The 24,226-nt window shown below is 71.7% G+C and carries 20 protein-coding genes; 11 read left to right on the forward strand and 9 right to left on the reverse strand.

Translation table 11 applies throughout. The features are described from left to right. Positions 1-38 precede the first annotated feature (38 nt). The gene (locus P3T37_RS21235) at positions 39-1,190 is read left to right on the forward strand and encodes an acyltransferase (protein WP_280725326.1); all 1,152 of its coding nucleotides are present in this window, start codon (positions 39-41) and stop codon (positions 1,188-1,190) included. Here the strand turns inward: P3T37_RS21235 and glnA are convergent. Next, positions 1,150-2,511, reverse strand: a complete 1,362-nt coding sequence (gene glnA / locus P3T37_RS21240; RefSeq protein ID WP_035805776.1) for a type I glutamate--ammonia ligase — start codon at positions 2,509-2,511, stop codon at positions 1,150-1,152. The genes P3T37_RS21235 and glnA overlap by 41 nt on opposite strands. 193 nt (positions 2,512-2,704) lie before the next feature. Here glnA and P3T37_RS21245 point away from each other — a divergent pair, with 193 nt between their 5' ends. Further along, positions 2,705-4,459 carry an NAD+ synthase gene (locus tag P3T37_RS21245; protein ID WP_280725327.1) on the forward strand — a complete coding sequence of 585 codons (1,755 nt, stop codon included), beginning with the start codon at positions 2,705-2,707 and terminating at the stop codon, positions 4,457-4,459. A gap of 190 nt (positions 4,460-4,649) precedes the next feature. On the opposite strand, the gene P3T37_RS21250 is transcribed toward P3T37_RS21245, so the two are convergent. The 3 genes from P3T37_RS21250 to P3T37_RS21260 all read right to left on the reverse strand — a co-directional run bounded on the left by P3T37_RS21250 (position 4,650) and on the right by P3T37_RS21260 (position 8,107). Further along, positions 4,650-5,675: an endonuclease/exonuclease/phosphatase family protein gene (locus P3T37_RS21250; RefSeq protein WP_280725328.1), complete on the reverse strand. Its 1,026-nt coding sequence runs from the start codon at positions 5,673-5,675 to the stop codon at positions 4,650-4,652. Positions 5,676-5,804: 129 nt separating this feature from the next. Then, on the reverse strand, positions 5,805-6,464 hold the full coding sequence (locus P3T37_RS21255; RefSeq protein WP_280725329.1) for a TetR/AcrR family transcriptional regulator: 660 nt from the start codon (positions 6,462-6,464) through the stop codon (positions 5,805-5,807). 23 nt (positions 6,465-6,487) lie between these two features. After that, positions 6,488-8,107 (reverse strand): DHA2 family efflux MFS transporter permease subunit, encoded by a 1,620-nt coding sequence (locus P3T37_RS21260; protein ID WP_280725330.1) that lies wholly within the window; start codon positions 8,105-8,107, stop codon positions 6,488-6,490. Between the two features lie 225 nt (positions 8,108-8,332). Between P3T37_RS21260 and panB the strand changes: the two genes are divergently transcribed. The 4 genes from panB to P3T37_RS21280 all read left to right on the forward strand — a co-directional run bounded on the left by panB (position 8,333) and on the right by P3T37_RS21280 (position 14,338). Beyond that, on the forward strand, positions 8,333-9,217 hold the full coding sequence (gene panB, locus P3T37_RS21265; RefSeq protein WP_280725331.1) for a 3-methyl-2-oxobutanoate hydroxymethyltransferase: 885 nt from the start codon (positions 8,333-8,335) through the stop codon (positions 9,215-9,217). A gap of 223 nt (positions 9,218-9,440) precedes the next feature. After that, entirely contained in the window at positions 9,441-12,413 is a 2,973-nt protein-coding gene (locus P3T37_RS21270) for a hypothetical protein (RefSeq protein WP_280725332.1), read from the forward strand. 84 nt (positions 12,414-12,497) lie between these two features. Next, complete coding sequence (locus P3T37_RS21275) at positions 12,498-13,541, forward strand: ATP-binding cassette domain-containing protein (RefSeq protein ID WP_280725333.1); 1,044 nt, start codon at positions 12,498-12,500, stop codon at positions 13,539-13,541. Beyond that, positions 13,538-14,338 carry an ABC transporter permease gene (locus P3T37_RS21280; protein ID WP_280725334.1) on the forward strand — a complete coding sequence of 267 codons (801 nt, stop codon included), beginning with the start codon at positions 13,538-13,540 and terminating at the stop codon, positions 14,336-14,338. Before P3T37_RS21275 ends, P3T37_RS21280 begins: the two co-directional genes overlap by 4 nt. 12 nt (positions 14,339-14,350) lie before the next feature. Here the strand turns inward: P3T37_RS21280 and P3T37_RS21285 are convergent, their stop codons facing one another. Further along, the gene (locus P3T37_RS21285; protein ID WP_280725335.1) at positions 14,351-17,680 is read right to left on the reverse strand and encodes a BTAD domain-containing putative transcriptional regulator; all 3,330 of its coding nucleotides are present in this window, start codon (positions 17,678-17,680) and stop codon (positions 14,351-14,353) included. 100 nt (positions 17,681-17,780) lie between these two features. On the opposite strand from P3T37_RS21285, the gene P3T37_RS21290 reads away from it, so the two are divergent. Beyond that, positions 17,781-18,590 (forward strand): site-2 protease family protein, encoded by an 810-nt coding sequence (locus P3T37_RS21290; protein WP_280725336.1) that lies wholly within the window; start codon positions 17,781-17,783, stop codon positions 18,588-18,590. A gap of 9 nt (positions 18,591-18,599) precedes the next feature. Here the strand turns inward: P3T37_RS21290 and P3T37_RS21295 are convergent, their stop codons facing one another. After that, complete coding sequence (locus tag P3T37_RS21295) at positions 18,600-18,782, reverse strand: hypothetical protein (protein WP_348533263.1); 183 nt, start codon at positions 18,780-18,782, stop codon at positions 18,600-18,602. Positions 18,783-18,972: 190 nt separating this feature from the next. Between P3T37_RS21295 and P3T37_RS21300 the strand changes: the two genes are divergently transcribed. Both P3T37_RS21300 and P3T37_RS21305 read left to right on the forward strand, forming a co-directional pair. Continuing rightward, entirely contained in the window at positions 18,973-19,602 is a 630-nt protein-coding gene (locus P3T37_RS21300; RefSeq protein WP_280725338.1) for a hypothetical protein, read from the forward strand. Between the two features lie 67 nt (positions 19,603-19,669). Then, positions 19,670-20,995 carry an MFS transporter gene (locus tag P3T37_RS21305; RefSeq protein WP_280725340.1) on the forward strand — a complete coding sequence of 442 codons (1,326 nt, stop codon included), beginning with the start codon at positions 19,670-19,672 and terminating at the stop codon, positions 20,993-20,995. Between the two features lie 7 nt (positions 20,996-21,002). Here the strand turns inward: P3T37_RS21305 and P3T37_RS21310 are convergent, their stop codons facing one another. Beyond that, positions 21,003-21,239, reverse strand: a complete 237-nt coding sequence (locus P3T37_RS21310; RefSeq protein WP_280725341.1) for a hypothetical protein — start codon at positions 21,237-21,239, stop codon at positions 21,003-21,005. 85 nt (positions 21,240-21,324) lie between these two features. Here P3T37_RS21310 and map point away from each other — a divergent pair, with 85 nt between their 5' ends. Next, the gene (gene map / locus P3T37_RS21315) at positions 21,325-22,182 is read left to right on the forward strand and encodes a type I methionyl aminopeptidase (RefSeq protein ID WP_280725402.1); all 858 of its coding nucleotides are present in this window, start codon (positions 21,325-21,327) and stop codon (positions 22,180-22,182) included. Positions 22,183-22,211: 29 nt separating this feature from the next. On the opposite strand, the gene P3T37_RS21320 is transcribed toward map, so the two are convergent. Next, positions 22,212-22,919 (reverse strand): bifunctional DNA primase/polymerase, encoded by a 708-nt coding sequence (locus tag P3T37_RS21320; protein WP_280725342.1) that lies wholly within the window; start codon positions 22,917-22,919, stop codon positions 22,212-22,214. Between the two features lie 332 nt (positions 22,920-23,251). Between P3T37_RS21320 and P3T37_RS21325 the strand changes: the two genes are divergently transcribed. Continuing rightward, the gene (locus tag P3T37_RS21325) at positions 23,252-23,470 is read left to right on the forward strand and encodes a hypothetical protein (RefSeq protein ID WP_280725343.1); all 219 of its coding nucleotides are present in this window, start codon (positions 23,252-23,254) and stop codon (positions 23,468-23,470) included. A 30-nt stretch (positions 23,471-23,500) separates the two neighbouring features. Here P3T37_RS21325 and P3T37_RS21330 read toward each other — a convergent pair whose 3' ends face one another. Continuing rightward, entirely contained in the window at positions 23,501-24,184 is a 684-nt protein-coding gene (locus tag P3T37_RS21330; RefSeq protein ID WP_280725344.1) for a PadR family transcriptional regulator, read from the reverse strand. Between the last annotated feature and the right edge of the window lie 42 nt (positions 24,185-24,226).

The raw sequence follows: 24,226 nt of genomic DNA on the forward strand, positions 1-24,226 counted from the left end.
GCGAGTGACTCACCGACCGGTCGAACCGTTAGGCCCAGGTGTCCGCCTCCTCGCCCGCCCGGCTGCCCTCCCTGACGGGACTGCGCTTTTGGGCGGCCCTGCTGGTGGTGCTCTACCACCTCGCCCGCCAGGTGGGCCCGCTGCCCTGGCTCGGGCCGCTGGTCTGGTACGGCCGCAGCGGGGTGACCTTCTTCTTCGTACTCTCCGGCTTCGTCCTCGCCTGGACCTACGACGGCGCCAAGGTGGGCGCAGCCCGCTTCTACCGCCGCCGGCTCGCCCGGATCTGGCCGCTGCACGCGCTGACCACCGCCCTGTCGGCGGCGGCGTACGCGGCGATCGGCGCGGCCGTGCCGACCGCCGCGGCGCTCTGGTCCCTGCTGCTGGTGCACCCCTGGGTCCAGGGTCTCGCCAAGGGCGGCAATCCGGCGTCCTGGTCGCTCGGCGACGAGGCCTGGTTCTACCTGCTGCTGCCCGCCCTGCTGGCGGCGCTGCGCGGCCGTCCCCGGTGCTGGCTCCCGCTCGCCGTGCTCTGCGTGGCGGCCGGACCGGCCCTCTGGCTCGCCGGTTCGCTGACGAACGACACCGCCCTGCGCTGGTGGCTGCTCGACTACCTGCCACTCTCCCGCACCCCGCAGTTCGTCCTCGGCATGCTGGCCGGGCTCGCGCTGCGGCGCGGCCGGCTGCCGAGGCTGCGGGCCCACCGGTGGGCGGCCGCGCTGGCCGGCTGGCACCTGCTGCTGGTCCCGTGGTCGCTGGCCGCCGGCGACGACCTCTGGTACGGCGCGTACTCGGCCGCGCAGTTGGGCCCGGCCGTGCTCTTCGCCGGGCTGATCACGGCGGTCGCCCAGCGCGACCTGGCCGGCCGCCCTGGCCCGGGGCCCTGGGCGCTGCGCCTGGGGCAGTGGTCGTACGCCTGGTACCTGGTGCAGGAGATCGTGCTGCGACTCTGGCTGCACGGGTTCGGCCGCCCCTCCCCCGGCCCGGCCACCGCCGCCGTCTGGCTGCTGCTGACCGCCCTCACCCTGGCCGCCGCCGCCCTTCTCCACCACGCGGTGGAGGCGCCCTGCGAACGCCTCCTGCGCGGCGGGCGCCACACGCGGACGGGCCCGCTCCCCAGGCAGGGAGCGGGCCCGTCGGACGGACGACGCGTCAGAGCACCTGGAGGTTCTTCCGGAGCTCGAACGGGGTGACCTCGGAGCGGTACTCCTCCCACTCCTGGCGCTTGTTGCGCAGGAAGAAGTCGAACACGTGCTCGCCGAGGGTTTCGGCGACCAGTTCGCTGCGCTGCATCAGGTCGATCGCTTCGCCGAGGTTCTGCGGCATGGGCTGGATGCCCATCGCGCGGCGCTCGGCGTCGGAGAGGGCCCAGACGTCGTCGTCGGCGCCCGGGGGGAGCTCGTAGCCCTCCTCGATGCCCTTGAGGCCGGCGGCGAGGGTGACGGCGTAGGCGAGGTAGGGGTTGCAGCCGGTGTCCAGCGAGCGGACCTCGATGCGGGTGGAGCCCTGCTTGCCGGGCTTGTACATCGGGACCCGGATCAGCGCGGAGCGGTTGTTGTGGCCCCAGCAGATGTACGAGGGGGCCTCGCCGCCGGCGCCCGCCGTGCGCTGCGAGCCGCCCCAGATCCTCTTGTACGAGTTGACCCACTGGTTGGTGACGGCGGCGGTCTCGGCGGCGTGCCGCAGCAGGCCGGCGATGAAGGAGCGGCCGACCTTGGAGAGCTGGTACTCGGCGCCGGTCTCGTGGAAGGCGTTGCGGTCGCCCTCGAAGAGCGAGAGGTGGGTGTGCATGCCCGAGCCGGGGTGCTGGGAGAACGGCTTCGGCATGAAGCTGGCGTGCACGCCCTGCTCCAGCGCGACCTCCTTCATGACCAGCCGGAAGGTCATGATGTTGTCGGCGGTGGAGAGCGCGTCGGCGTAGCGCAGGTCGATCTCCTGCTGGCCGGGGGCGCCCTCGTGGTGCGAGAACTCGACGGAGATGCCCATCGACTCCAGCATGGTGATCGCCTGGCGCCGGAAGTCGTGGCCCACCCCGCGCGGGGTGTGGTCGAAGTAGCCGGACTGGTCGGCGGGCTCGGGCGGGGTGCCGTCGTGCGGGAGGTTCTTGAGCAGGAAGAACTCGATCTCGGGGTGGGTGTAGAAGGTGAACCCGAGCGCGGAGGCCTTCTCCAAGGTGCGCTTGAGGACGAAGCGCGGGTCGGCGTAGGAGGGGGAACCGTCCGGCATCATGATGTCGCAGAACATCCGGGCAGTGCCGGGCGTCTCCGAGCGCCAGGGCAGTATCTGGAAGGTGGTCGGGTCCGGCTTGGCGATCATGTCGGACTCGTACACCCGGGCGAATCCCTCGATCGCCGAGCCGTCGAAGCCGATGCCCTCCTCGAAGGCCTGCTCCAACTCGGCCGGGGCGACCGCCACCGACTTGAGGAAGCCGAGCACATCGGTGAACCACAGCCGGACGAACCGGATGTCACGCTCTTCGAGCGTACGAAGCACGAACTCCTGCTGCTTGCCCATGGGGACAGTCTCACCTCTGCTCTTTACGTTCGTGTTACGCCTGTGGCGATGCCAGCGCACTCCACTGGGACGTATGCACTATTGGCCCCATCATCGCGGATGCACGGGCCCGCGGGCACCCAGGGCGGATGAACAGGTGGTTCGCGCTCGCCCCGACCCCCCATAGCGTCAGAACGACGATTAGACTGCCGACATGCCCGGTCTCCGCATCGCCCTGAGCCAGCTCGACCCCTCCGTCGGCGACATCGCGCACAACAGTGAGCAGGTGGTGCGCTGGACCAGGCGCGCCGCCGAGCGCGGTGCGCAACTGGTCGCGTTCCCCGAGATGGCCCTGACCGGGTATCCGGTCGAGGACCTCGCGCTGCGCCGATCGTTCGTGGAGGCCTCCCGGGCCGCCCTGGTTGAGCTGGCCGCCCGGCTGGCCGCCGAGGGCCTGGGTGAGCTGCCCGTCGTGGTCGGCTATCTCGGCCGCTCCGAACGGGAGTCCCCCAAGCTCGGCCGACCGGCCGGCTCGCCGCAGAACTGCGCGGCCGTACTGCACCGCGGCACGGTGGCCACCCGGTTCGCCAAGCACCACCTGCCCAACTACGGCGTCTTCGACGAGTACCGCTACTTCGTCCCCGGCGACCAGCTCTCGGTGCTGCGCCTGCACGGCGTGGACGTCGCGCTGGCGATCTGCGAGGACATCTGGCAGGACGGCGGCCGGGTCACCGCCGCCCGGGAGGCCGGCGCCGGCCTGCTGCTGGTGATCAACGGTTCGCCCTACGAGCGCAACAAGGACGACCAGCGCCTGGAGCTCGTCCAGCGCCGGGCCGCCGAGGCGGGCTGCACGCTCGCGTACCTGAACATGGTCGGCGCGCAGGACGAGCTGGTCTTCGACGGCGACTCGCTCGTTGTCGGCGCGGACGGCCAAGTACTGTCCCGCGCACCGCAGTTCGAGGAGAGCCTGGTCGTCCTGGACCTGGAACTGCCGGCTGCGACCTCGGACCACACCGACGGGCTGCTGCTCAGCGACGGCCTGCACCTGGTCCGTACCGAACTCGGCGGCGAGCAGGACGAGTTGGCACCGATCGGGGCAAGCGCGCAGATCGCGCCGCGGATCGACGACGAAGCGGAGATCTACGCCGCGCTGGTCTCCGGCACCCGGGCGTACGTACGCAAGAACGGCTTCAAGTCGGTGCTGATCGGCCTCTCCGGCGGCATCGACTCGGCACTGGTCGCCGCCATCGCGGTGGACGCGGTCGGCGCCGAGAACGTGCACTGCGTGTCGATGCCCAGCCGCTACTCCTCGCAGCACTCCCGGGACGACGCCGCCGAGTTGGCCCGCCGCACCGGCCTGAACTTCCGCACCGTCCCGATCACCCCGATGTTCGACGCCTACATGGGCGCGCTCGGGCTGACCGGCCTGGCCGAGGAGAACCTGCAGTCCCGGCTGCGCGGCACGCTGCTGATGGCGATCTCCAACCAGGAGGGCCACCTCGTCCTCGCGCCGGGCAACAAGAGCGAGTTGGCGGTCGGCTACTCGACCCTCTACGGCGACTCGGTGGGCGCCTACGGCCCGATCAAGGACGTCTACAAGTCGCTGATCTTCCGGCTCGCGAACTGGCGCAACGAGGCGGCGGCCGAGCGCGGCGAGACCCCGCCGATCCCGGAGAACACCATCCTCAAGCCGCCCAGCGCCGAGTTGAGGCCGGATCAGGTGGACAGCGACTCGCTGCCCGACTACGACCTGCTGGACTCGATCCTGGACGCCTACATCGAGGGCGACCAGGGCCGCGACGCCATCGTGGCGCTGGGCTTCGAGGCGGCCGTGGTGGACCGGGTGGTGCGGCTGGTGGACACCGCCGAGTACAAGCGCCGGCAGTACCCGCCGGGCCCGAAGATCTCCGCGAAGGGCTTCGGGCGCGACCGTCGGCTGCCGATCACCAACGGCTGGCGGCGCGGCTGAGACCGACCGGCAAATGGTGGGTGGGTGAAGGAGCGGCGTCCGGGCCGAGTCTGGGCGGTGCCGACGAAGGAGTCCATGCGGAGCATCGGCGACTGAGGAGAAGCCGTCCAAGGGGGCACCTCCCGCCCGAAGGGTGGGGGAGAGAGTCCGGGCGCCGCGACGCCGCCCACCATTTGCCGGTCGGTCTGCGTCAGTAGCGGTAGTCGGCGGCGATCGCGCGGTGGTCGCTGCCGTCGGCCGGCAGCACCCAGGAGTCGGTGGGGGCCAGGCCGCGGCTCATGATCTGGTCGATCCGCGCCATCGGGAAGGCGGACGGCCAGCTGAAGCCGAACCCGGCGCCCGCGGTGCCCTGGGCCGAGCGCAGTTGCGAGGTGAGCGGGGCCAGGCTGCGGTCGTTCATGGTCCCGTTCATGTCGCCGAGCAGCAGTACCTTCTTCAGCTCCTCGGCCTGGATGGCGTCGCCCAGCGCCTGCGCGCTGACGTCGCGCTGGTCCGCGGTGAATCCCGCGTCGAACTTCACCCGGACGGACGGCATGTGCGCGACGTACACCGCGACCGGCCCCTTCGGGGTGGTCACCTGGGTGCGGAAGGCCCTGGTCCAGCCGATCTTGATGTCCACCACCCGGGTGTCCGCGATCGGGTACTTCGACCAGAGCCCGACGGTGCCCTCCACCACGTGGTACGGGTACGCGGCGGCCAGGCCCGACTCGTAGACCGGCAGTGCGGTGCCGGCCAGCTCCTCCAGCGCGACGATCTGCGCCCCGGAGCCGGTCACCAGCTTCACCGTGCCGGCCGGGTCGGTGTTGCCGGCCTCGACGTTGTGGGTGAGGACCGTGAAGTCGCCCTTCCCGGTGCTCTTGTCACTGAGCAGGCCGCCGAACAGGTTCACCCAGACGGCCGCCGGCAGCAGCAGCGCCAGCAGCGCGGTCGCCGAGCGGCGCCAGAGCGCGAACCCGAGCAGCACCGGGACGACCAGGAGGCCGAACCACGGCAGGAAGGTCTCCAGCAGGCTGCCGAGGTTGCCGACCGAGTTCGGCAGCTGCGCGTGGAAGGCCAGCAGCACAGCGATCAGCACGGCGAGCGCGGCCAGCACCCGGCCGCGCCGCCAGGTGGAGCGGCCCCGGCGGTCGGGCCCCCAGCTCCACCGGCCGGGCGGGCTCTGGACGGGCTGCTCGGCGCCGTCCGTCGGTGCCCATGCTTCGCCGGCCTGCGTCATACCGTGACCCCTTGGTGCTCGCGTACTGTCCGGGCCGTGCCGAGTTTCGGCGCAAATGATCGGATTCTCGGCCCAGCCTATGACGGGACAGACGCTCGACCGGTCACCCGCAGTTCCGGCACGGCCGGATCAGCGCGCGGCGGCGTGGGCCGGGCCGCCGAGACCGGAGAGCAGCGCGTCCACCATGGTGACGGGGAGCGCGGGGTCGTCCAGCGGCGAGTCGTCCCACAGGACGGTGCGCACCAGCATCGCCCCGACCAGCATCTCGGCCAGCAGGTCGAGATCGAGGTCCGCGCGGAACTCGCCGGAGGCGACGCCCCGCCGGGCCACGTCCCGGATCACCTGGCGCCGGCGCTGGATCACCCGGTCGTAGTACACGGACTTCAGCTCGGGCAGCGAGTGCAGCTGGTGGAAGATGACCATCAGCACCCAGCGCGAGCGCTTGTCCAGCCCGCGGCGCCGCATGTACTCCAGGGTCTCGATCAGATCCTGCCGGGCGCTGCTGCCGCTCAGCTCGGGCTCCGGGGTCTCCAGCCGGACGACGGCGTCGACCAGCAGGGCCTCCTTGTTGGGCCAGCGCCGGTAGATGGTCGCCTTGCCGACCCCGGCGGCCTGGGCGATGCCCTCGATGGTCAGGTCCCCGAGTCCCGCACCCTCCATCATCAGCCGCTCGATGGCCGCGAAGATGGCCTGCTCCGCCGCCTCCGAGCGCGGACGCCCCCGCCGTGGCGCCGCGCAGTGCGGCTCCACGGCGAGGGCGCTGGGAGGGGTCTGACGATCCGTGTCCATGTCACCATTCTCCATCGGACCGGTCAGGCCTTCGCCTGCCGCACCGGTTCGGCGACGCGGGAAGCCTCCGCGGGGGCGGCCGGGCCGCCGGCCGGAGCGCCGGGCACCTTGGCGGGCAGGAAGAACCAGGCCAGCAGCGCGCCGGCCAGCGTCACCCCGGCCGACAGGCCCGCCACCACGTGCATGGCGTGGATGAAGGAGTCGTACGCCGGGTGGACCAGCGCCTGGCCCTTGGGGCCGAGCGCGCCCGCGACGCCGAGGGTGGCCTCGATCGACTCGCCGGCCGTCTGCCGCATGCCCGCCGGCAGCGCGCTCAGGTGGTCGCTGATGCCGTTGCGGTAGACGGTGGAGAGCACCGCGCCGAGCACCGCGACCCCGAGCGAGCCGCCGACCTGGCGGAAGGTGTTGTTCAGCGCGGAGCCCGCGCCGGCCTTCTCGCGGGGCAGCGAGCCCATGATGGCGACGGTCACCGGCGGCATCACGTGCGCCATGCCGGCGCCCATCACGAACCCGATCACCTCCAGCACCCAGATCGGGGTGTCGGTGCCGAGCAGCAGGTAGCCGAGGAAGGCGATCGCGATCAGCGCCATGCCGCCGGCGCAGGTGGCGCGAACCCCGAGACGGTCCACCACCAGCCGGGCCCGCGGCGCGAAGAGCAGCTGGGCGACGGCCAGCGGCAGCATCAGCGCGCCCGCCGCCAGCGGGCTGTAGCCGCGCACGCTCTGGGTGTAGAAGACGCCGAAGAACGAGACGCCCATGAGCGCGAAGAAGACCATCCCGACCACGGTCACCGAGGTGGAGAACGCCCTGTTGCGGAACCAGGTGACGTCCAGCGCCGGGTGGCTGGTCCGCTTCTCGTGCAGGACGAAGGCGACCAGCGCGGCCACGCCGATGAGCACCGGGACGACGGCCTCGGGGGCGGTGACGGAGGCCAGGTCGCCGCCCTTGATGATGCCGTAGATCAGCGCGACCAGGCCGACGATGGAGAGCAGTACGCCGATCGGGTCGAGCTTGCCGGGGTTCGGGTCCTTGGAGTCCGGGACCAGCACGAACATCAGGACCAGGGCGACCGCCACGATCGGCACGTTGATCAGGAAGACCGAGCCCCACCAGAAGTGCTCGATCAGCAGGCCGCCGGTGATCGGGCCGATCGCGATGGCCAGGCCCACGGCGCCGGCCCAGATGCCGATCGCCTTCGGCTGCTCGCTGCGCTCGAAGACGTTCATGATGATGGCCAGCGTGGCGGGCATCACGAAGGCGCCGCCGAGGCCCATCACGGCGCGGAAGCTGATCAGCTCCCCGGGACCGGTGGCGAGCGCGGAGAGCAGCGAGCCCAGGCCGAACACCAGCATGCCCGCGAGCAGCGCCTTCTTGCGGCCGAAGCGGTCACCGAGCAGGCCGGAGGTGAAGAGCAGGCCGGCGAAGACCAGGGTGTAGGAGTTGATCGCCCATTCGAGGTCGCTCTGGGTGGCGCCCAGACCCACCGGAGCCGGGGTCGCGATGGTCTTCATCGCCACGTTGAGGATCGAGTTGTCCAGCACGACGACCAGCAGCGCGAGGACCAGCGTGCTCAGGATGACCCAGCGGCGGCGGTGGATGGCTTCCGGCACGCGCGGTGGCGCGGCGGCTACGGCAGTGGTCATACGTGTTCCCCGTCCGGGACGAAAGTGCTCCTGCTCTACGAGACGCGCTCGTCTCGTAAATCCTCTCTCAGCGTAGCCGCTTTTCGATACGAGACAGACCCGTATCGAATAAACATTCGGCAACGGCACGGGTCTTTTGCAGCACCGCGACGGCGTGCAAGCATGGAGGGGATCCGGGGACGCCGCACGGCGCCACGAGACGACAACCCTTCAGGAGCCTGTTCCATGAACGCTTCTCCGCTTTCGCCTGCCCAGACGCCGAACACCCCCTCTGCGCCGGCGGGCACCTCTCTCTACGGCGGGATCACCAACCGCCGCGTCACCGTCCGCGACCTGGCCGCCGCCAAGCAGCGCGGCGAGCGCTGGGCGATGCTCACCGCCTACGACGCGCTCACCGCCGGCGTCTTCGACGAGGCCGGCATCCCGGTCCTGCTGGTCGGCGACTCGGCGGGCAACTGCCACCTCGGCTACGAGACGACCGTGCCGGTAACGATGGACCAGATGACGATGCTGTCCGCAGCCGTGGTGCGCGGAACGAAGCGCGCGATGGTCGTCGGCGACATGCCGTTCGGCTCGTACCAGGAGTCCCCCGCCCAGGCGTTGCACAACGCGGCCCGGCTGATGAAGGAGGCCGGGGTGGGCGCCGTCAAGCTGGAGGGCGGCGAGCGCAGCGCCCGCACCATCGAGCTGCTGGTCGACGCCGGGGTGCCGGTGATGGCCCACATCGGGCTGACCCCGCAGTCCGTGCACGCCTTCGGCGGCTACCCCGTCCAGGGCCGCGGCGACGAGGCGGCGCACAAGCTCCAGCGCGACGCCAAGGCCGTCCAGCAGGCCGGCGCCTTCGCCGTGGTGCTGGAGGCCGTCCCGGCCGAGCTCGCCGCCCAGGTCACCGCGTCGCTGTCGGTCCCGACCGTCGGCATCGGCGCCGGCCCCGACTGCGACGCCCAGGTGCTGGTCTGGACGGACATGGCCGGCATGACCGCCGGACGGGTGCCGAAGTTCGTCAAGCAGTACGCCGACCTGCGCGCCGTACTCGGCGACGCCGCACGGGAGTTCGCCGCGGACGTGTCGGGCGGCAGCTTCCCGGCCGCAGAGCACAGCTTCCACTGACGGACCGGCAGCGACGGCGGAGTGAGGTGGCCACTCACTCCGCCGTCGACGGCGTCGCATAAGCTCCGCGCAAGGGGGGCGGCCGACAGTCGTCCGCGCGCCTGTCAGGGCCGTGACCAGGGGTTTTCCACAGCACCAACGTCACCGGCGGCATGCCGTCGGCCTTCCTTGTCCCCCTGCGGTGGCAGAACTGCTGCCGGTCGCTCCTCAGGGGAGACAACTGGTGCTACACATAAGAACATTGGGCCGCCGACTGGCCACTGGCGCCGCCACGGCGCTGGTGCTGGCGACGCTACCGCTCGGGGTGGGGACGACCGTCGCCGCCGCGGCGACCGGGCCCGCCGTCGCGAGCCTCGACGGCTCGGGGAGCTTCTCCGACTCGTTCACCCTGCCGTCGACCTCGGACACCACTCCGATGTACGGCCTGAACGTCGGTCTCGACAAGCGCGAGACGGGGTCCGCCAAGGGCATCGCCTACACCCGGGTCTCGGGGCCGGTGGGAAGCAACACGAACGCGCCGGACCCCTCGGACGTGCAGACCGGGAACGCACAGCACCCGAACAAGCTGGGCTTCTTCAACGGCGGCACCTCCGCCGTCATGCTCGGCGCGCCCGCGCTCGCCGACGCCAACGGCCAGTACACCATCAGCACCACCGTCGAACCCGTGGTGGGCCAGACCGGCAGCAGCGACTGGGCCTCCCTGGCCCTCAGCCGCAGCCACCGCAGCACGGGCATCGCGACCAACAGCGACGTCGACCTCGGCCTGACCGTGGCGTCCAATGGGACGCTCACGCTGTACCACGCCAAGACCCCGTTCTGGACCGGCCAGGTCACCCCCAACACAGGTGTCTTCACCGTCTCGCTGACGGTCTTCACCGGCGCGGTGCCGACGGTCGCGCTGTCGATCAACGGCGTCGCGGAAACCGGGATCTCGACACCCAGCTCCGTCACCCGCTGGCCGAGCAGCTCCTACCTGTACCTCGGTGCGAGCCAGTCGAACTCGAGCGAGGTGACGACATTCGGCGACGGCAACGGCAACGGGCTCACCGTGAGCAACGTCGACACCGTCGCGAGTGCCAGCATCAAGCCGCTCGTCGACACCTTCGACGGCGCGCCGAACAACAACCCCGACCACGGGCTGAACGACGATCTGAGCGCCCGCCAGCCGACCGTCGCCACCAGCGGCTACACGGTGGCCTCCGGCGCGGGCGACCCCACCGCCTCCGTGCAGGTCAACAGCCCCGCGTACCCCAACGTGCTCTCGCTGACCAGGGCGGCCGTCCGCCTCAACAAGCCCGTCACGGCCGACCTCTCCGGCACCTACACGGTGCACGCCGTGCTGACGCCCGTGGCCAACAGCACGAGCAGCACGAGCAGCACCGACTCGTCCTCGCTGGTCGTGAGCAACTCCGCGACGGCGACCGGCTCGGTGCAGGGATCCGACGTCGCGCTCGGCCTGCAGATTCAGGTCAACGGCGCGCTGCAGCTCTTCCAGGCCGGCACCCCGCTGTGGTCCGCCCAGCAGCAGGTGACCGCCGCTCCCTCGTACGACGTGTCGATGGCCGTACTCGACGGCACCTCGCCGCAGGCGACGCTCGTCGTCAACGGGACGAGCTTCACAGTGCCCACCCCCACCAACGCCTACCCGCGCGACGGCTACGTGTACCTGGGCGGCTCGGCGAATGCGAATGACGTCAGCACGGTCGACGACCTGCGGCTGTCGATGGTGGGCGGGCTCAGCTTCGACGGCTACTTCGACTCGTCCGACGTGACCGACGCCACCGCCAGCTCCCCCGTCAACCGCGCTCCCGAGGCCGCGGGTTGGACCAACCTGAACCAGTACTTCAGCAACGCGGGTTATGCCGGCGACCCGACGACCGGGTTCCTGGACTACTGCCTGCCCTCATCGTGCATCCTCTCGGTGGACAAGTACGAAGCGAGCCCGACCGCCCTCGCACAGCTGGTGCAGATTTTGGGGGCCAGCATCGAGAAGGTCGGCGCGGTCTACCTGCAGGACGAGCCCTACCTGGACCACGGCCCCGGTAACCCAGCCCTGACGCAGCAGCAGCTGAGGGACGTCGTTACCAACGTGCGGGCCGCGTTCCCCGACAAGCCGATGGTCCTCACCATGGCCTATACGACCATCGGGGACACGACGAACTACCCGGTGCCCGCCGGCGTCGACCTGGTCGGCTTCGACCGCTACTGCCATGGTCGGGCCGTCCTGGCCAACTTGCTGGGGACGCTGGAGCAGGAGGTGGGAGGCGCCGCCTCCAACACACACATGTTCCTCGTCCCCGAGGCCAGCACCGACCGCCTGGGCGGCGACTGCCGGGACGCGAGCGACGGCGCCGTCGCCAACGCCCTGCCCGACTACGAGGCCCTGGCGGCCGCCGACCCCCGGGTCACGTACCTGATGGGCTTCCGCTGGAGGGGCATCGCGACCGCCACCTCCACCACCCCCCAGTCGCTCGCCTCGCAGCAGGCCATGGGCAGCGCGATCATCAACGGCACCCCCATCCGCCCCGCGAGCTCGGTCGGCGTCTACCACCCGAGCACGGGGACCTTCTACGAGGGCGACCGGGCCGGTGACACGCTGAGCCATGCGTTGCCGTTCGGCAACCCCAACTGGAAGCCCCTGGCAGGTCACTGGGCCGGCCCCGGCCCGGACACCATCGGCGCCTACGACCCCAGCACCGGCACGTTCTACCTGAGCAACGACAACGCCACCGCCTCCGCTCCCATCAGGTTCGGCAACCCCGGCTGGATCCCACTCGCAGGCGACTGGACCGGCAGCGGCAAGGACACCATCGGCGCCTACGACCCCAGCACCGGCATCTTCTACCTCACCAACGACAACGCCCACTCCATCACCCCCATCAAGTTCGGCAACCCCGGCTGGATCCCACTCGCAGGCGACTGGACCGGCAGCGGCAAGGACACCATCGGCGCCTACGACCCCAGCACCGGCACCTTCTACCTGAGCAACGACAACAGCACCTCCGCCATCACCAAGACGTTCGGCAACCCCGGCTGGACCCCGATGGTCGGCGACTGGAACGGCGACGGCACGGACACCATCGGCGCCCTCGACCCCAGCACCATGAGGTTCTACCTGAGCAACGACAACGCCACCGCGGCGACCTCGTTCCTCTTCGGTTCCCCGGGCGACGTCCCGTTCGCGGGCATCTGGTAACCGCAGGAGCGGCATGACAGCCCGCTGTCGGGGGCGACAGCGCCCTGACAGCGGGCTGACAGCACGGCCGGACAGCCTGGGGGCATGACACAGACCGTCACCGCCCCGACCGACCGGGGGCAGCGCACCGGGAGCCGGCCCGACTCCGGCAACGCCCCAGACTCCGGCAACGCAGTGGAGGCCCGCGGCATCGTCAAGCACTTCGGCGCGACCAAGGCGCTGGACGGCGTCGACCTCACCGTCAAGCAGGGCACCGTACTCGGCGTGCTCGGCCCGAACGGCGCCGGGAAGACCACGCTGATCCGGGTGCTCTCCACGCTGATCAAGCCGGACGCCGGCAGCGCCGTCGTCGGCGGGTTCGACGTGCTGCGCCAGCCCAAGCAGCTGCGCCGCACGATCGGGCTGACCGGGCAGTACGCCTCGGTCGACGAGCTGCTCTCCGGCTACGAGAACCTCTACCTGATCGGCCGGCTGCTCGACCTCTCCGGCCGGGACGCCAAGGCGCGCGCCACCGAGCTGCTGGAGCGCTTCTCGCTCACCGAGGCCGCCAAGCGCGAGGCCAAGACCTACTCGGGCGGCATGCGGCGCCGGCTGGACCTGGCGGCCAGCATGATCGGGCGGCCCAGGGTGCTCTACCTGGACGAGCCGACCACCGGGCTTGACCCGCGCACCCGCAACGAGGTGTGGGCCGAGGTGCAGCGGATGGTCGGCGAGGGAACTACCGTGCTGCTCACCACCCAGTACATGGAGGAGGCCGAGCAGTTGGCCGACGACCTGACGGTGATCGACCGCGGCCGGGTGATCGCCGCCGGGTCGGTGGCGGGCCTCAAGGCCCAGGTGGGCGGCCAGACCCTGCAGATCCGGGCCGTCGATGCGGCCGAACTCCCGGAGATGGCCCACTGCTTGGGCGAGGCGGGGATCGTCGGCGCGAGCGTGTCGACCGACGCCGGACTGCTCGCGGTGCCGATCACCGGCGACGAGCAACTGACCGCCGTCATCGGGGTGCTGGGCACCCGCGGGTTCGGCGTGGCGGGCATCGACACCCAAGTGCCCAGTCTGGACGAGGTCTTCCTCGCCATCACCGGCAGCTCCGCTGTCGCAGCCGCAGCGAAGGAGTCCCAGGCATGAGCACCGTGACCTACCCCGTACCGGACGGCCGGATCGGCCTGGCCGGCAACCTGCGCCACATCGGCGCGCTGACCCGCCGCAACCTGATGCGGATCAAGGCCGACCCGGAGTCGATGCTCGACGCGGTGGTCGTGCCGATCATCTTCACACTGCTCTTCGTCTACGTCTTCGGCGGCGCCGTCTCGGGCGGCCAGCAGGCGTACAAGCAGTACATGATCCCCGGGCTGCTGGGCACCACCGGCCTCAATCTGGCGATGGCGGTCGGCACCGGACTGAACACCGACTTCCAGACCGGCGTGATGGACCGCTTCCGCACCCTGCCGATCGCCCGCTCCTCGGTCCTGGTCGGCAAGATGCTGGCCGAGGCCTGCCGGGGGATGGTCTCCTTCGCCGTCCTGATCAGCTTCTCGCTGATCCTCGGCCTCCAGCTGAAGACCGGTCCGCTGGGCGTGCTCGCCGCAGTCGGGCTCTCGATGGCCTTCGGCATGTCGATGGTCTGGATCTCGATGCTGCTCGGCCTGGTGATGCGCAGCGCGCAGGCCGTCCAGGGGGTGAGCATGGTGGTGATCATGCCGCTGCAGTTCGGCAGTTCGATCTTCGCGCCGACCAGCACCATGCCGGGCTGGCTACAGGCCTTCACCCGCTACAACCCGCTCTCCAACCTGGCGGACGCCTGCCGCAGCCTGATCAACGGCGGGCCGCTGGCCCACTCGGTGACCATGGTGCTGATCTGGTCGGTGGGAATCACCGCGATCACCGCGCCGCTCGCGGTCGCGCGGTTCCGCAAGAAGGCCTGACGGGCCGACCCGTCAGCCGACCACCTCGTCCAGCAGAGCGACGGCCTCCTCGAACGGGAGGCCGCCGCCCTCGGCGTACGCCCGTTCGTACTCCTGCTCGCCGAGCAGCCCGACCAGCACGGCACGGCAGCGCTCGTGCTCCAGTCGTTGCAGGTGGGAGCCCTGCACCATCACCTGGCCGTGCGCGCCGAGGATCAGGACCAGCCGCCCGGCCAGTGCGCGGTCCTCGTCCCGCTCAGCCAGCTGCGCCAGGACCCCGACCGCGACCGGCATCGTCATCATCGTGACGTGCTGGGCGAAGATGGTGGCGGTGCCGGAGACCTCGACGAGCTGGTTCCGGCCCTGCCGTAGGGCGGTCAGCGCGCGCGGCAGGTCGCTGGCCAGTGCGGCCACCAGGGCGCGGGAACAGGAGACCATCCCCTGGAAGACTCCCGGAACGGCCCTGCCGAACTGTCCGTTGACCGCGTCCAGCTTGTCCAGTTCCCGCTCGGCGGCGGCGAACTCACCGCGGGATCCGTAGAGCGCGGCGAGTACCAGGTGCCCGAAGAACAGCGGGCCGGCCGAAGCGGAGGCGCCGGGCCGCAGGCCGTTCAGCGCCTCGGTGATCAGCTTCTCGCCCGCCGCCTCGTCGCTCGCCAGCAGCGCCTCACCCAACTGGACCCGCAGGACCGGGGTCTCCTGGGTGGCACCCAGCTCCTCGGCCAGTTCGATGGCCCGGCGGTAGTACGGCGCGGCGGCGGTCGGGTCACCGCCGTGCGAGGCCGTCTCGGCCAGCGCGCCGAACGCCTCGGCCATGCCCCAGCTGTCCCCCAGCCGGGTGTAGATCTCCAGCGCCTCGGTACCGTCCCGTTCGGCCTGGGCCAGGCCGCCCGCCTTGTCGTTGGACATCTTCGCCCGCAGTTGCAGGCTGAACGCCAGCGCACTGTCCCGGCCGTAGCGACGGCAGCCCGCCACCGCATCGTCCAGCAGCTCCTCCATCCGGTCCATCCAGCCGGACAGGAAGCCCGCGAAGATCCTCAGCAGCGGGGTGACGGTGTACGACTGCGGCAGCTCCGGGGTGTACAGCCGCAGCACCCGCTGGGCCAGGTCGACGCAGCCCTCGTCGCCGATCACGTCCATGCCGCCGTCGAACTTGCTGACCAGCAGCAGGAGTCGGACCTGGCGCCGGGCCTCATGCAGGACCGGCTCGGCCATCGGCAGCGGGTACTCGATCAGCAGGCGGTCCAGCGGCTGCGGCGCGGGAGCGTCGTCGGCGTACGGGTCGGGGCCGAGTGCGGCCACCGCCTCGAACCAACTCCGGGACTCCTCACGGTAGTCACGCAGCGCCCAGAACCAGGACATGCCGAGCGTCAGCACCAGCGCGTCGGCCTCGGCGCCGGCGTCCACCGCGCGGCGCAGCGCCGCCCGGACGTTGTCCTTCTCGCGCTCCAACACCCCGAGCCAGTGGACCTGTTGCGGGCCGTGCAGGTTGAGTTCGGAGTTGCGCACCAGTTCGCGGAAGCAGGCCAGGTGGCGCAGCGCGACCTCGGGCTCGGCCGCCTCGGCCAGCCGCTCGGCGGCGTACTCGTGGATGGTCTCCAGCATCCGGTAGCGCGGCGGCCCCTCCGGGTCCAGGCCTGCCACCAGCAGGGACTTGTCGACCAGCGAGAAGATCAGGTCGGCCACGTCCGCGGACTGCACCTCCTGCCCGTCGGCGCAGACCTGGGCGGCGTCCTCCAGTGTCCAGCCGCCCGCGAAGACCGAGAGCCGGCGCAGCACCGCGCGCTCGCGCGCGTCCAGCAGCTCCCAGCTCCAGTCGACCACCGCGCGCAGCGTCTGCTGGCGCGGCAGCAGCGTCCGGCTGCCGCGGTTCAACAGGGCGAAGCGGCCGTCCAGTCGGGCGGCCAGCTGGCCCGGAGTCATGCTGCGCAGCCGGGCCGCGGCCAGCTCGATGGCGAGCGGGAGGCCGTCCAGTCGGCGACAGATCTCCGTGCAGGAGGCCGGGTCCTCGGCCGGGTCGAAGCCCGGACGGGCGGCGGCGCCGCGATCGGCGAGCAGCCGCAGCGCCGTCGGGTCCGGCAGCGGCTCGACCGGCAGGACCACCTCGCCGGGCACCCCAAGCGGCTCACGGCTGGTCGCCAGGATCGTCAACCCCGGGCACTCGGCAAGGAGTTGGTCGGCCAGTTCAGCGGCGGCCTGGATCAGGTGCTCGCAGTTGTCCAGGATCAGCAGCATCCGGGCGGGACCGCAGCGTTCGATGATCCGGCGCAGCGGGTCCTCCGGGCGGCCCTCGGCGGCGTCGGCCAGGTGCAGCACCGTGCCGCGCAGGCCGAGGACCGAGAGCACCGCGCCCGGTACGGCGGACGGGCTGTCCAGCGGGGCGAGTTCGGCCAGCCAGGTGCCGTCGGGCCAGAGCCCGGCCGCCTGGGCGCGATGGCCGGCCTCGATCGAGAGCCTGGTCTTGCCCGATCCGCCCGGGCCGGTCAGGGTCACCAACCGGGTCATGGCGGGGACCAGGCAACCGGCCAGCGCGTCGAGATCCTGCTCGCGGCCGACGAAACTGGTCAGCCTGGCCCGCAGGTTGCCGGTCGGCGGCGGGGCGGGGGCAGCCAGCGGCGCAGCTGCGGGCTCGGGCGCGCTGCGCGGGCCGTCGGCGGCGAGCAACTGCCGGTGCAGTTCAGCGAGTTGCATACCAGGGTCGACGCCGAGGCGGTCCGCCAGAGCCCGCCGCACCGCCTCGTAGCGGCTCAACGCCTCGGCCGTACGCCCGGATTGGTGCAGTGCGCGGATCCACAGCACGTGCAGCGGCTCGTCCAGCGGCCGGTCCGCGCAGAGGCCGGCCAGTTCGGCGGTCACCGCGGTGGCCCGCCCGAGCGCCAGGTCCGCGGCGATCCGCTGGCGCAGCACCTCGGTTCGCTGCGCCTCCAGCCGCACCGCGCTGCCCGAGCGGTCCGGCAGGTCGGCCAGCGCCGGTCCGCGCCAGAGTGCCAGCGCCGCCCGCAGCGACTGGGCGGCCTGGTCCGGCGCGCCCGACTCCAGCGCCGTGCGGCCGCGGTCGGCCAGCTCCTGGAACCGGCCCAGGTCGCTGCCCCGCCCGGTCACCCAGTACCCGCCGGGGCCCGAGCCGACCTCGTCCCGTCCGATGGTCCGGCGCAGCCGCCCGACCAGGGTCTGCAGTGCCGCGGCCGAGTCCTGCGGCTGCTCGCCGTCCCAGACCTCGGCGACCAGCGCGTCGGCCGGCACCGGCCGCCCCTGGCGCAGGACCAGCGCCGCGAGCAGGGCACGCAGCCGGGCACCGCCCAGCGGGATGGGTGTGCCGTCGTCGTGCTGGGCCGTGGTGGTGCCGAGGATGCCGTAGAACACCTGACCATTCTGTCCTGTCGTTTGTCCGCAGCCGTACCGCCCGGCATGATCGGTCGGGTCAGCCCGCCCGATGCCCAGTCCCCCCGGAGACCCGAACACCATGAGCTATGCCGACGCACGACGCCCGGGTAGTGAGGAGCGCCGGATCAGTCCGGTGTTCTGGGTCCTGCTGGCGATACTGGGCACCTCCGGCTGGGCGGTGTGGACGGGGTACGGCACCGCGAGCTTCGGCGTCTTCCTCTTCGTGGTGGCCGGCTGGATGGTCTCGCTCTGCCTGCACGAGTACGCGCACGCCCGCACCGCGCTGCACGGCGGGGACATCACGGTGGGCGCCAAGGGCTATCTGACGCTCAATCCGTTCAAGTACGCCAACGCGGTGCTGAGTTTCGTGCTGCCGGTGGTCTTCGTCATCCTCGGCGGCATCGGCCTGCCGGGCGGCGCGGTCTTCATCGAGCGCCACCGCATCCACGGGCGGCTCAAGCACAGCCTGATCTCGGCGGCCGGGCCGCTGGTGAACCTGCTCTGCGCGGTGCTGCTGCTGGTGCCGGTCGGCGCCGGCTGGCTGGACGACCTGCCGGCGAGCATCGCGGTCAACGGCTACCCGGTGAGCTCCTTCGCGGCCGCACTGTCCTTCCTCGGCCTGCTCCAGGTGAGCGCCGCGCTGCTGAACCTGCTGCCGATCCCCGGCCTGGACGGCTACGGGATCGTCGAGCCCTGGCTCTCGCTGAAGACCCGCCGCGCGGTGCAGCCCTTCGCGCCGTACGGGCTGATGGCGGTCTTCGTGGTGCTCTGGCAGTCGCAGGTGAACCAGTGGTTCTTCGGCCTGGTGCACGACATCCTCGGCCTGTTCGGGGTCCAGGACGGGTTCGCCGAGGCGGGGCAGTACCTGTTCCGGTTCTGGACGCACTGACCCCGCGGATCAGTTCCTGTCGGCCGCCTGGGCCAGGCGCTCCTTGCGGAGGTAGAACCAGGCCATGTTGCTGGAGAGGCCGGCCAGCAGCACCCAGATCACGCCGAACCAGTTGCCCTGCACGAAGGAGACCACGGCGGCGGCCACCGCGAGGACGAAGACGATCGAGGCGTACAGGGCGTTGCGGGGCATGGCGGCCGGCTCCAGGGGTCGGGGTCTGTCGGCCCCCATTCTCGCCGAAGGCCGTCGACCACCCGCAGCGGGGTGGCGCCGGGCCCGCCGTGTCGTCACACGATCTTCACAGCGCAGTCCCGTCACCGGATCGGGGGACGCTGGGGTGAAGAGCCTTTCGGCGACGTGCGAACGGCTCCATCCTGTGCGCATGGACGCGATGCGAGTGTCGGAACTCACCGAGCAGCTCACCTTCGACAGCGGCGCACCGGTCGGCGGACGGCTGGGCGGCCCGAGCGCCGGCTCGGGCCTGCTCGCGGCGACCCGCGCCTTCGCCGGGGCGCTGCGCGGCTCGGTCACCCGGCGCTCCGCCCGCGGGCTGCTGCTGGTCGGCACCCCGCAGCACGAACCGTGGCACCTGGCCGCGCACCTGCGCGACGAGGCGTCCTGGTCCGGCGCGCCGCTGCTGGCCCCGGCGCTGGTGCGGCACGAGGTCCCGGCCGGGGCGCCCGCGCACCTGCGGCACGACCTGCGGCGGCTGGCGCAGGCGCGGCGCGGCGAGACGGTGCTGGTGGTCACACCGGTGGCGGCCGACGCCGTCCTGCTGGACCGGGTGCAGGACGCCCGGCGCGCCGGGGCGACGGTGCTGGCGCTGGAGGCGGGCGACCCGGAGCTGTCGGCGCTCGCGCACGAGAGCCTGACGGTGGACAGCCCGGACGAGCCGGGCTTCGACCTGGTCCAGCACCTGGTCAGCGCGGCGGCCGGGGAACGGCGGCGGGCCGGCTCGCGGCTCTCCCGGCTGCTGGCGACCTTCAGCACCGAGCCGGTCAACCGCTGGTAGCCGACCTGCGGCGGGCGTGGCGAAATCCCGTTGCCCGCAGCGGCCGGCCCGCGCATCATGACCTCACGTGAGCGACGACAGCCGAAGTACCCGTCCCAGCCTGTTCGGCAGGATCCGCCCGGATCTGTCCCCCTGGCGCACCTCCCGCGACTTCCGGCTGCTCTGGGGCTCGGGCTGCGTCTCCTCCTTCGGCAGCTTCCTCACCTACGTCGCCGTCCCGTTGCAGGTCAAGGACCTCACCGGCTCCTACCTTGCGGTCGGCCTGATCGGCGCGGTCGAACTGCTGCCGCTGATCTTCTTCGGACTCTGGGGCGGCGCGCTGGCCGATGCGCTGGACCGGCGCAAGCTGGTGCTGGCCTCCGAGGCGGGACTCGGCCTGCTGTCCGCGCTGCTGCTGGTCAACGCGCTGCTGCCGCACCCCGTGCTCTGGCCGATCTACCTGGTCGCCGCGCTGGTCGCGGCCGTGGACGGCCTCCAGCGCCCGGCGCTGGACACCCTCGTCCCGCGGATCGTCGAGCACGACCAGATGACCGCCGCCTTCGCGCTGATCTCGCTCTACCGCAGCACGAGTTCGGTGCTCGGCCCGGCACTGGCCGGGTTCGTCGTGGCGTTCGCGGGCGTGCAGACCGCGTACGCGCTGGACGTCGCCACGTTCGCCGTCTCGCTGCTGCTGCTCGCGCGGCTCAGCGCGGTGCCGCCGCCCAGCGGCGCTTCGAGGCCGTCCGTCGCGGCGATCGTCGCGGGCGTGAAGTACGCCTGGAGCCGTCCGGAACTGCTGGGCACCTACGTGGTCGACATCGTCGCGATGTTCTTCGCGTTCCCCGTCGCGATCTTCCCGTTCCTCGCCGACGACCTGCACGCGCACTGGGCGCTGGGCCTGCTGTACGGCGCGTCGGCGGTCGGCGCGCTGCTGGTCTCGGCGACCAGCGGGTGGGCGTCCGGGGTGCACCGGCACGGGCGGATGGTGGTGCTGGCGGCGCTCGGCTGGGGCGCAGCAATGGCGCTGGCCGGGCTGGTGGGCAACCTCTGGCTGGTGCTGTTCTTCCTGGCGGTGGCGGGCGGCGCCGACATGATCAGCGGGATGGGCCGGTCGACCATCTGGAACCAGTCGATCCCGGACGAGCTGCGCGGCCGGCTGGCCGGCGTGGAGCTGCTGAGCTACTCGGTGGGGCCGCAGCTCGGCCAGGTCCGGGCCGGCGGTATGGCCGGGACGGTCGGGGTGCGCGGCTCGATCTGGATGGGCGGGCTGGCCTGCGTGGCCGGGGTGCTCGGACTGGCCGCCGTGCTGCCGAAGCTGCTCGCCTACGACTCCCGCACCGACCCGCACGCGGCGGCCGTCCGCGCCCAGCGGGAGCGGACGGCCGAAGCCACCGAGGTGGCCCCGGCAGCCTGACGCCGGCTCAGTCCCGGTCCTCCCCCTCCTCGGCGGGGCGGTCGTGCCAGCGCGGGTCGTTCTGCCACTCCCGGTTGCGCTCCGCCGCGATCTCCAGCGCGTGCGCGGCCTCCTCGCGGGTGGCGTACGGGCCCAGCCGGTCCTTGGCCGGGCACTCCGGTCCCTCCTCGACCTTGCCGTGCTTGACGCAGTAGAACCACTCGCCCGGCTTTCCGGTGGGCTTGCGGCCGAATCCCAGGGGCATGGGCCTCTTCCTCTCGTTCGGGGAGATCATTCCCGGCCGTCCTTCTCGCACACACAACCGGGGTGGAACAGGCCTGCGGGATAGAATCGCGGCCATGGCTCACCTCGTTCCCGGCACCCAGTCCCCCGTCCGCAAGGTTCCGGCGCACATCGCCCGTCCGGAGTACGTCGGCAAGCCCGCGCCGACGCCGTACACCGGGCCCGAGGTGCAGACGGCCGAGACCATCGACAAGATGCGGATCGCCAGCCGGATCGCCGCGCAGGCGATGGCCGAGGCCGCGAAGCTGATCGCGCCGGGTGTCACCACCGACGAACTGGACGCCGTCGCCCACGCGTACATGTGCGACCACGGCGCCTACCCGTCCGACCTCGGCTACCGCGGCTTCCCGAAGTCGATCTGCACCTCCGTCAACGAGGTCATCTGCCACGGCATCCCGGACTCGACGGTCCTTCAGGACGGCGACATCGTCAACATCGACGCCACCGCCTACATCCACGGGGTGCACGGCGACCTGAACGCCACCTACCTGTGCGGCGACGTCGACGAGGAGTCGCGGCTGCTGGTGGAGCGCACCCGGGAGTCGCTCGACCGGGCGATCAAGGCGGTCAAGCCCGGCCGCCAGATCAACGTGATCGGCCGGGTCATCGAGTCCTACGCCAAGCGCTTCGACTACGGCGTGGTCCGGGACTTCACCGGCCACGGGATCAACACGTCGTTCCACTCCGGCCTGATCGTCCCGCACTACGACAGCGAGCGGGCCACCGAGGTGATCAAGCCCGGGATGACCTTCACCATCGAGCCGATGCTCACCCTGGGCACCTACGACTACGAGATCTGGCCGGACGGCTGGACCGTGGTCACCAAGGACCGCAAGCGCACCGCGCAGTTCGAGCACACGCTGGTGGTCACGGCCGACGGTGCCGAGGTCCTCACCCTCCCCTGAAGCTCGGGGCTTGACGGCTGATCAGCTGATCAGCCGATCAGCCACTGCTCCTCGGCGACCGCGCCGACCTCGGTGCACGCGTCCGTCAGCACGTCCAGCACGCGCAGCGAGTCCGGCAGCGGCTGCTCGGGGCCGCGCAGCCAGCGCACCTCGGAGCCGTCCGGCAGCGCGGCCGGGGGCAGCAGGGTGTACGAGCCGCGGCAGTGCCAGCGCAGGCCGGGGTGCTCGGAGACGGTGTCCGGGTGGGTGTCCAGCGCGCTGGACCACCACTCGTCCTCGTCGGCGGGGGTGCCGCGGGTGGCGGTGAAGAAGAGGTAGCGCTCCTCGCCGACCGCCGCCACCGGCCCCTCGACGCCCGCCTCGGTCAGCCGCTCCAGCGCCAGCCGTCCGGCCGAGGCCGGCACGTCCAGGACGTCGTGGGCCCGCCCGGTGGCGGTGATGAAGTTGGCCTGCGGATCACGGGACAGCCAGCGGGCGAGCTGCTCGGCGTCGGTGGTCGCCTGGGACTGCCAGGCGAACGAGACCGGGTGCTGGGCGGGGGCCGGACAGCCGACCCGGTCGCAGGAGCAGCGATGGCCGGCCGGATGGGCGGCGGGGGCGAGCGGGAAGCCGGCCCGCACGGCGGCGAGCAGCAGATCGAGTCGGGCCGCCGGGGAGGTCGCGGCGTAGGCATCCGTTCCGGTGCGCTGCCGATCGCGTCGCTGCCACCACGTGGTCCACCTGCTGCTGGCTTCCATCGGTCCCCTTTCGCACCTGCTGTGTCTGGGTGGCACAGCGCTCGACGCACATCCGACGCAACGTCCCGCGCCACCCGCTGCTTCCCCGGGAGCGCAAGGTCGATCGGCCGGGCGGCCGGAGCCGGGGTCACCGGTCGGCCAACGCCTGGTCCACTGTGCGGAACGCGAGAACGGAGCTCGGCGGGCAGGCGCAGTTCTGCGCGCCACCCGGCCCGCACGGGGCCGCTGACCCGGGTGAACCCCGAGGGCGTACTGAGCAGGATAAGGGAGCGCCGGGCTACTGCGGACCCGGGGGTTTGGGTCCGTACCCGATCAGGTGCGAAGCTGGGCGAATGAGGAGTGCGGACACCGAATTCGTGGGCGGGCCGTTGGACGGGCAGGTGCTGCCGATCCTGCTGTCCCCGTTTCACGGCGTACCCAAGGTCTACCGGGTCCCGGTACCCGCGCACGGGGACGTGCCGGCCCAGACGCTGCGCTACGTCCGGGCCAAGGAGTACGACGCCAAGGGACGCTCCCGGTGGCGGTACGAGTACGCACCGCCACTGGAATAGACCACCCCTGTGCTCCTTCTCACCTTCTCCTCACGCCTCTTCGGCCAGGATCAGGTAGAGCTTCTTGCGGGCCTCGACGAGGACCGCGAGCCCCTTGGCGCGCTGCTCCTCGGTGCCGGTGCCCATCACCTGGCGGATCGCCTGCTCGACCGAGGCGAGCGCCTGGCCGACCTCCTGGACCGCCTCCCAGCCGACCTCGCGGCCGGTCTGCATCCACGGCTCCGCCGGGCCGGCCTCGGCCTCGGTGCGGCCCGCGTCGGTCAGCGTGAACAGCCGCTTGCCGCTGGACTCCTGAGCGGCGATCAGGCCCTCCTCCTCCAGTAGCTGGAGGGTCGGGTAGACCGAACCCGGGCTGGGGCGCCAGGCGCCGTCGGTCCGCCCACCGATCTCGGTGATCATCTCGTAGCCGTGCATCGGCCGGTCCTTGAGCAGCGCGAGCAGCGAGGCACGGACATCCCCGCGCCGCGCCCGCCCGCCGTGCCGCCCACGCCCCCGGCCACCGCCGCCGTGCCCGAAGGGCCCACCGCCGAACGGCCCGCCACCGCCGAACGGCGGCCCGAACCCCCCGCGCCCGCGCCCCTCGACGCGCTCTCCCCCTTCTCCCGGCAGCCCGCCGAAGCCCGGCCCGCGCCGCCTGCCCTGTCCACGCCTGCTCCGGCCGCCAGGGCCGAACGAGTACTCCGCGCGCATGATGCGCACCACCTCTCGGTTCATCGGCGGTACTTCCTCTCGAAGTACTGTCTCGATGCTTCGACG

Source organism: Kitasatospora sp. MAA4, assembly GCF_029893355.1.
Lineage (GTDB): Bacteria > Actinomycetota > Actinomycetes > Streptomycetales > Streptomycetaceae > Kitasatospora.

Coding starts and splice junctions, on each gene's coding strand:
- glnA (WP_035805776.1), bottom strand. CDS start 2,511: ATGGGCAAGCAGCAGGAGTTCGTGCTTCGTACGCTCGAAGAGCGTGAC.
- P3T37_RS21245 (WP_280725327.1), top strand. CDS start 2,705: ATGCCCGGTCTCCGCATCGCCCTGAGCCAGCTCGACCCCTCCGTCGGC.
- P3T37_RS21250 (WP_280725328.1), bottom strand. CDS start 5,675: ATGACGCAGGCCGGCGAAGCATGGGCACCGACGGACGGCGCCGAGCAG.
- P3T37_RS21255 (WP_280725329.1), bottom strand. CDS start 6,464: ATGGACACGGATCGTCAGACCCCTCCCAGCGCCCTCGCCGTGGAGCCG.
- P3T37_RS21260 (WP_280725330.1), bottom strand. CDS start 8,107: ATGACCACTGCCGTAGCCGCCGCGCCACCGCGCGTGCCGGAAGCCATC.
- panB (WP_280725331.1), top strand. CDS start 8,333: ATGAACGCTTCTCCGCTTTCGCCTGCCCAGACGCCGAACACCCCCTCT.
- P3T37_RS21275 (WP_280725333.1), top strand. CDS start 12,498: ATGACACAGACCGTCACCGCCCCGACCGACCGGGGGCAGCGCACCGGG.
- P3T37_RS21280 (WP_280725334.1), top strand. CDS start 13,538: ATGAGCACCGTGACCTACCCCGTACCGGACGGCCGGATCGGCCTGGCC.
- P3T37_RS21290 (WP_280725336.1), top strand. CDS start 17,781: ATGAGCTATGCCGACGCACGACGCCCGGGTAGTGAGGAGCGCCGGATC.
- P3T37_RS21295 (WP_348533263.1), bottom strand. CDS start 18,782: ATGCCCCGCAACGCCCTGTACGCCTCGATCGTCTTCGTCCTCGCGGTG.
- P3T37_RS21300 (WP_280725338.1), top strand. CDS start 18,973: ATGGACGCGATGCGAGTGTCGGAACTCACCGAGCAGCTCACCTTCGAC.
- P3T37_RS21310 (WP_280725341.1), bottom strand. CDS start 21,239: ATGCCCCTGGGATTCGGCCGCAAGCCCACCGGAAAGCCGGGCGAGTGG.
- P3T37_RS21320 (WP_280725342.1), bottom strand. CDS start 22,919: ATGGAAGCCAGCAGCAGGTGGACCACGTGGTGGCAGCGACGCGATCGG.
- P3T37_RS21325 (WP_280725343.1), top strand. CDS start 23,252: ATGAGGAGTGCGGACACCGAATTCGTGGGCGGGCCGTTGGACGGGCAG.
- P3T37_RS21330 (WP_280725344.1), bottom strand. CDS start 24,184: ATGAACCGAGAGGTGGTGCGCATCATGCGCGCGGAGTACTCGTTCGGC.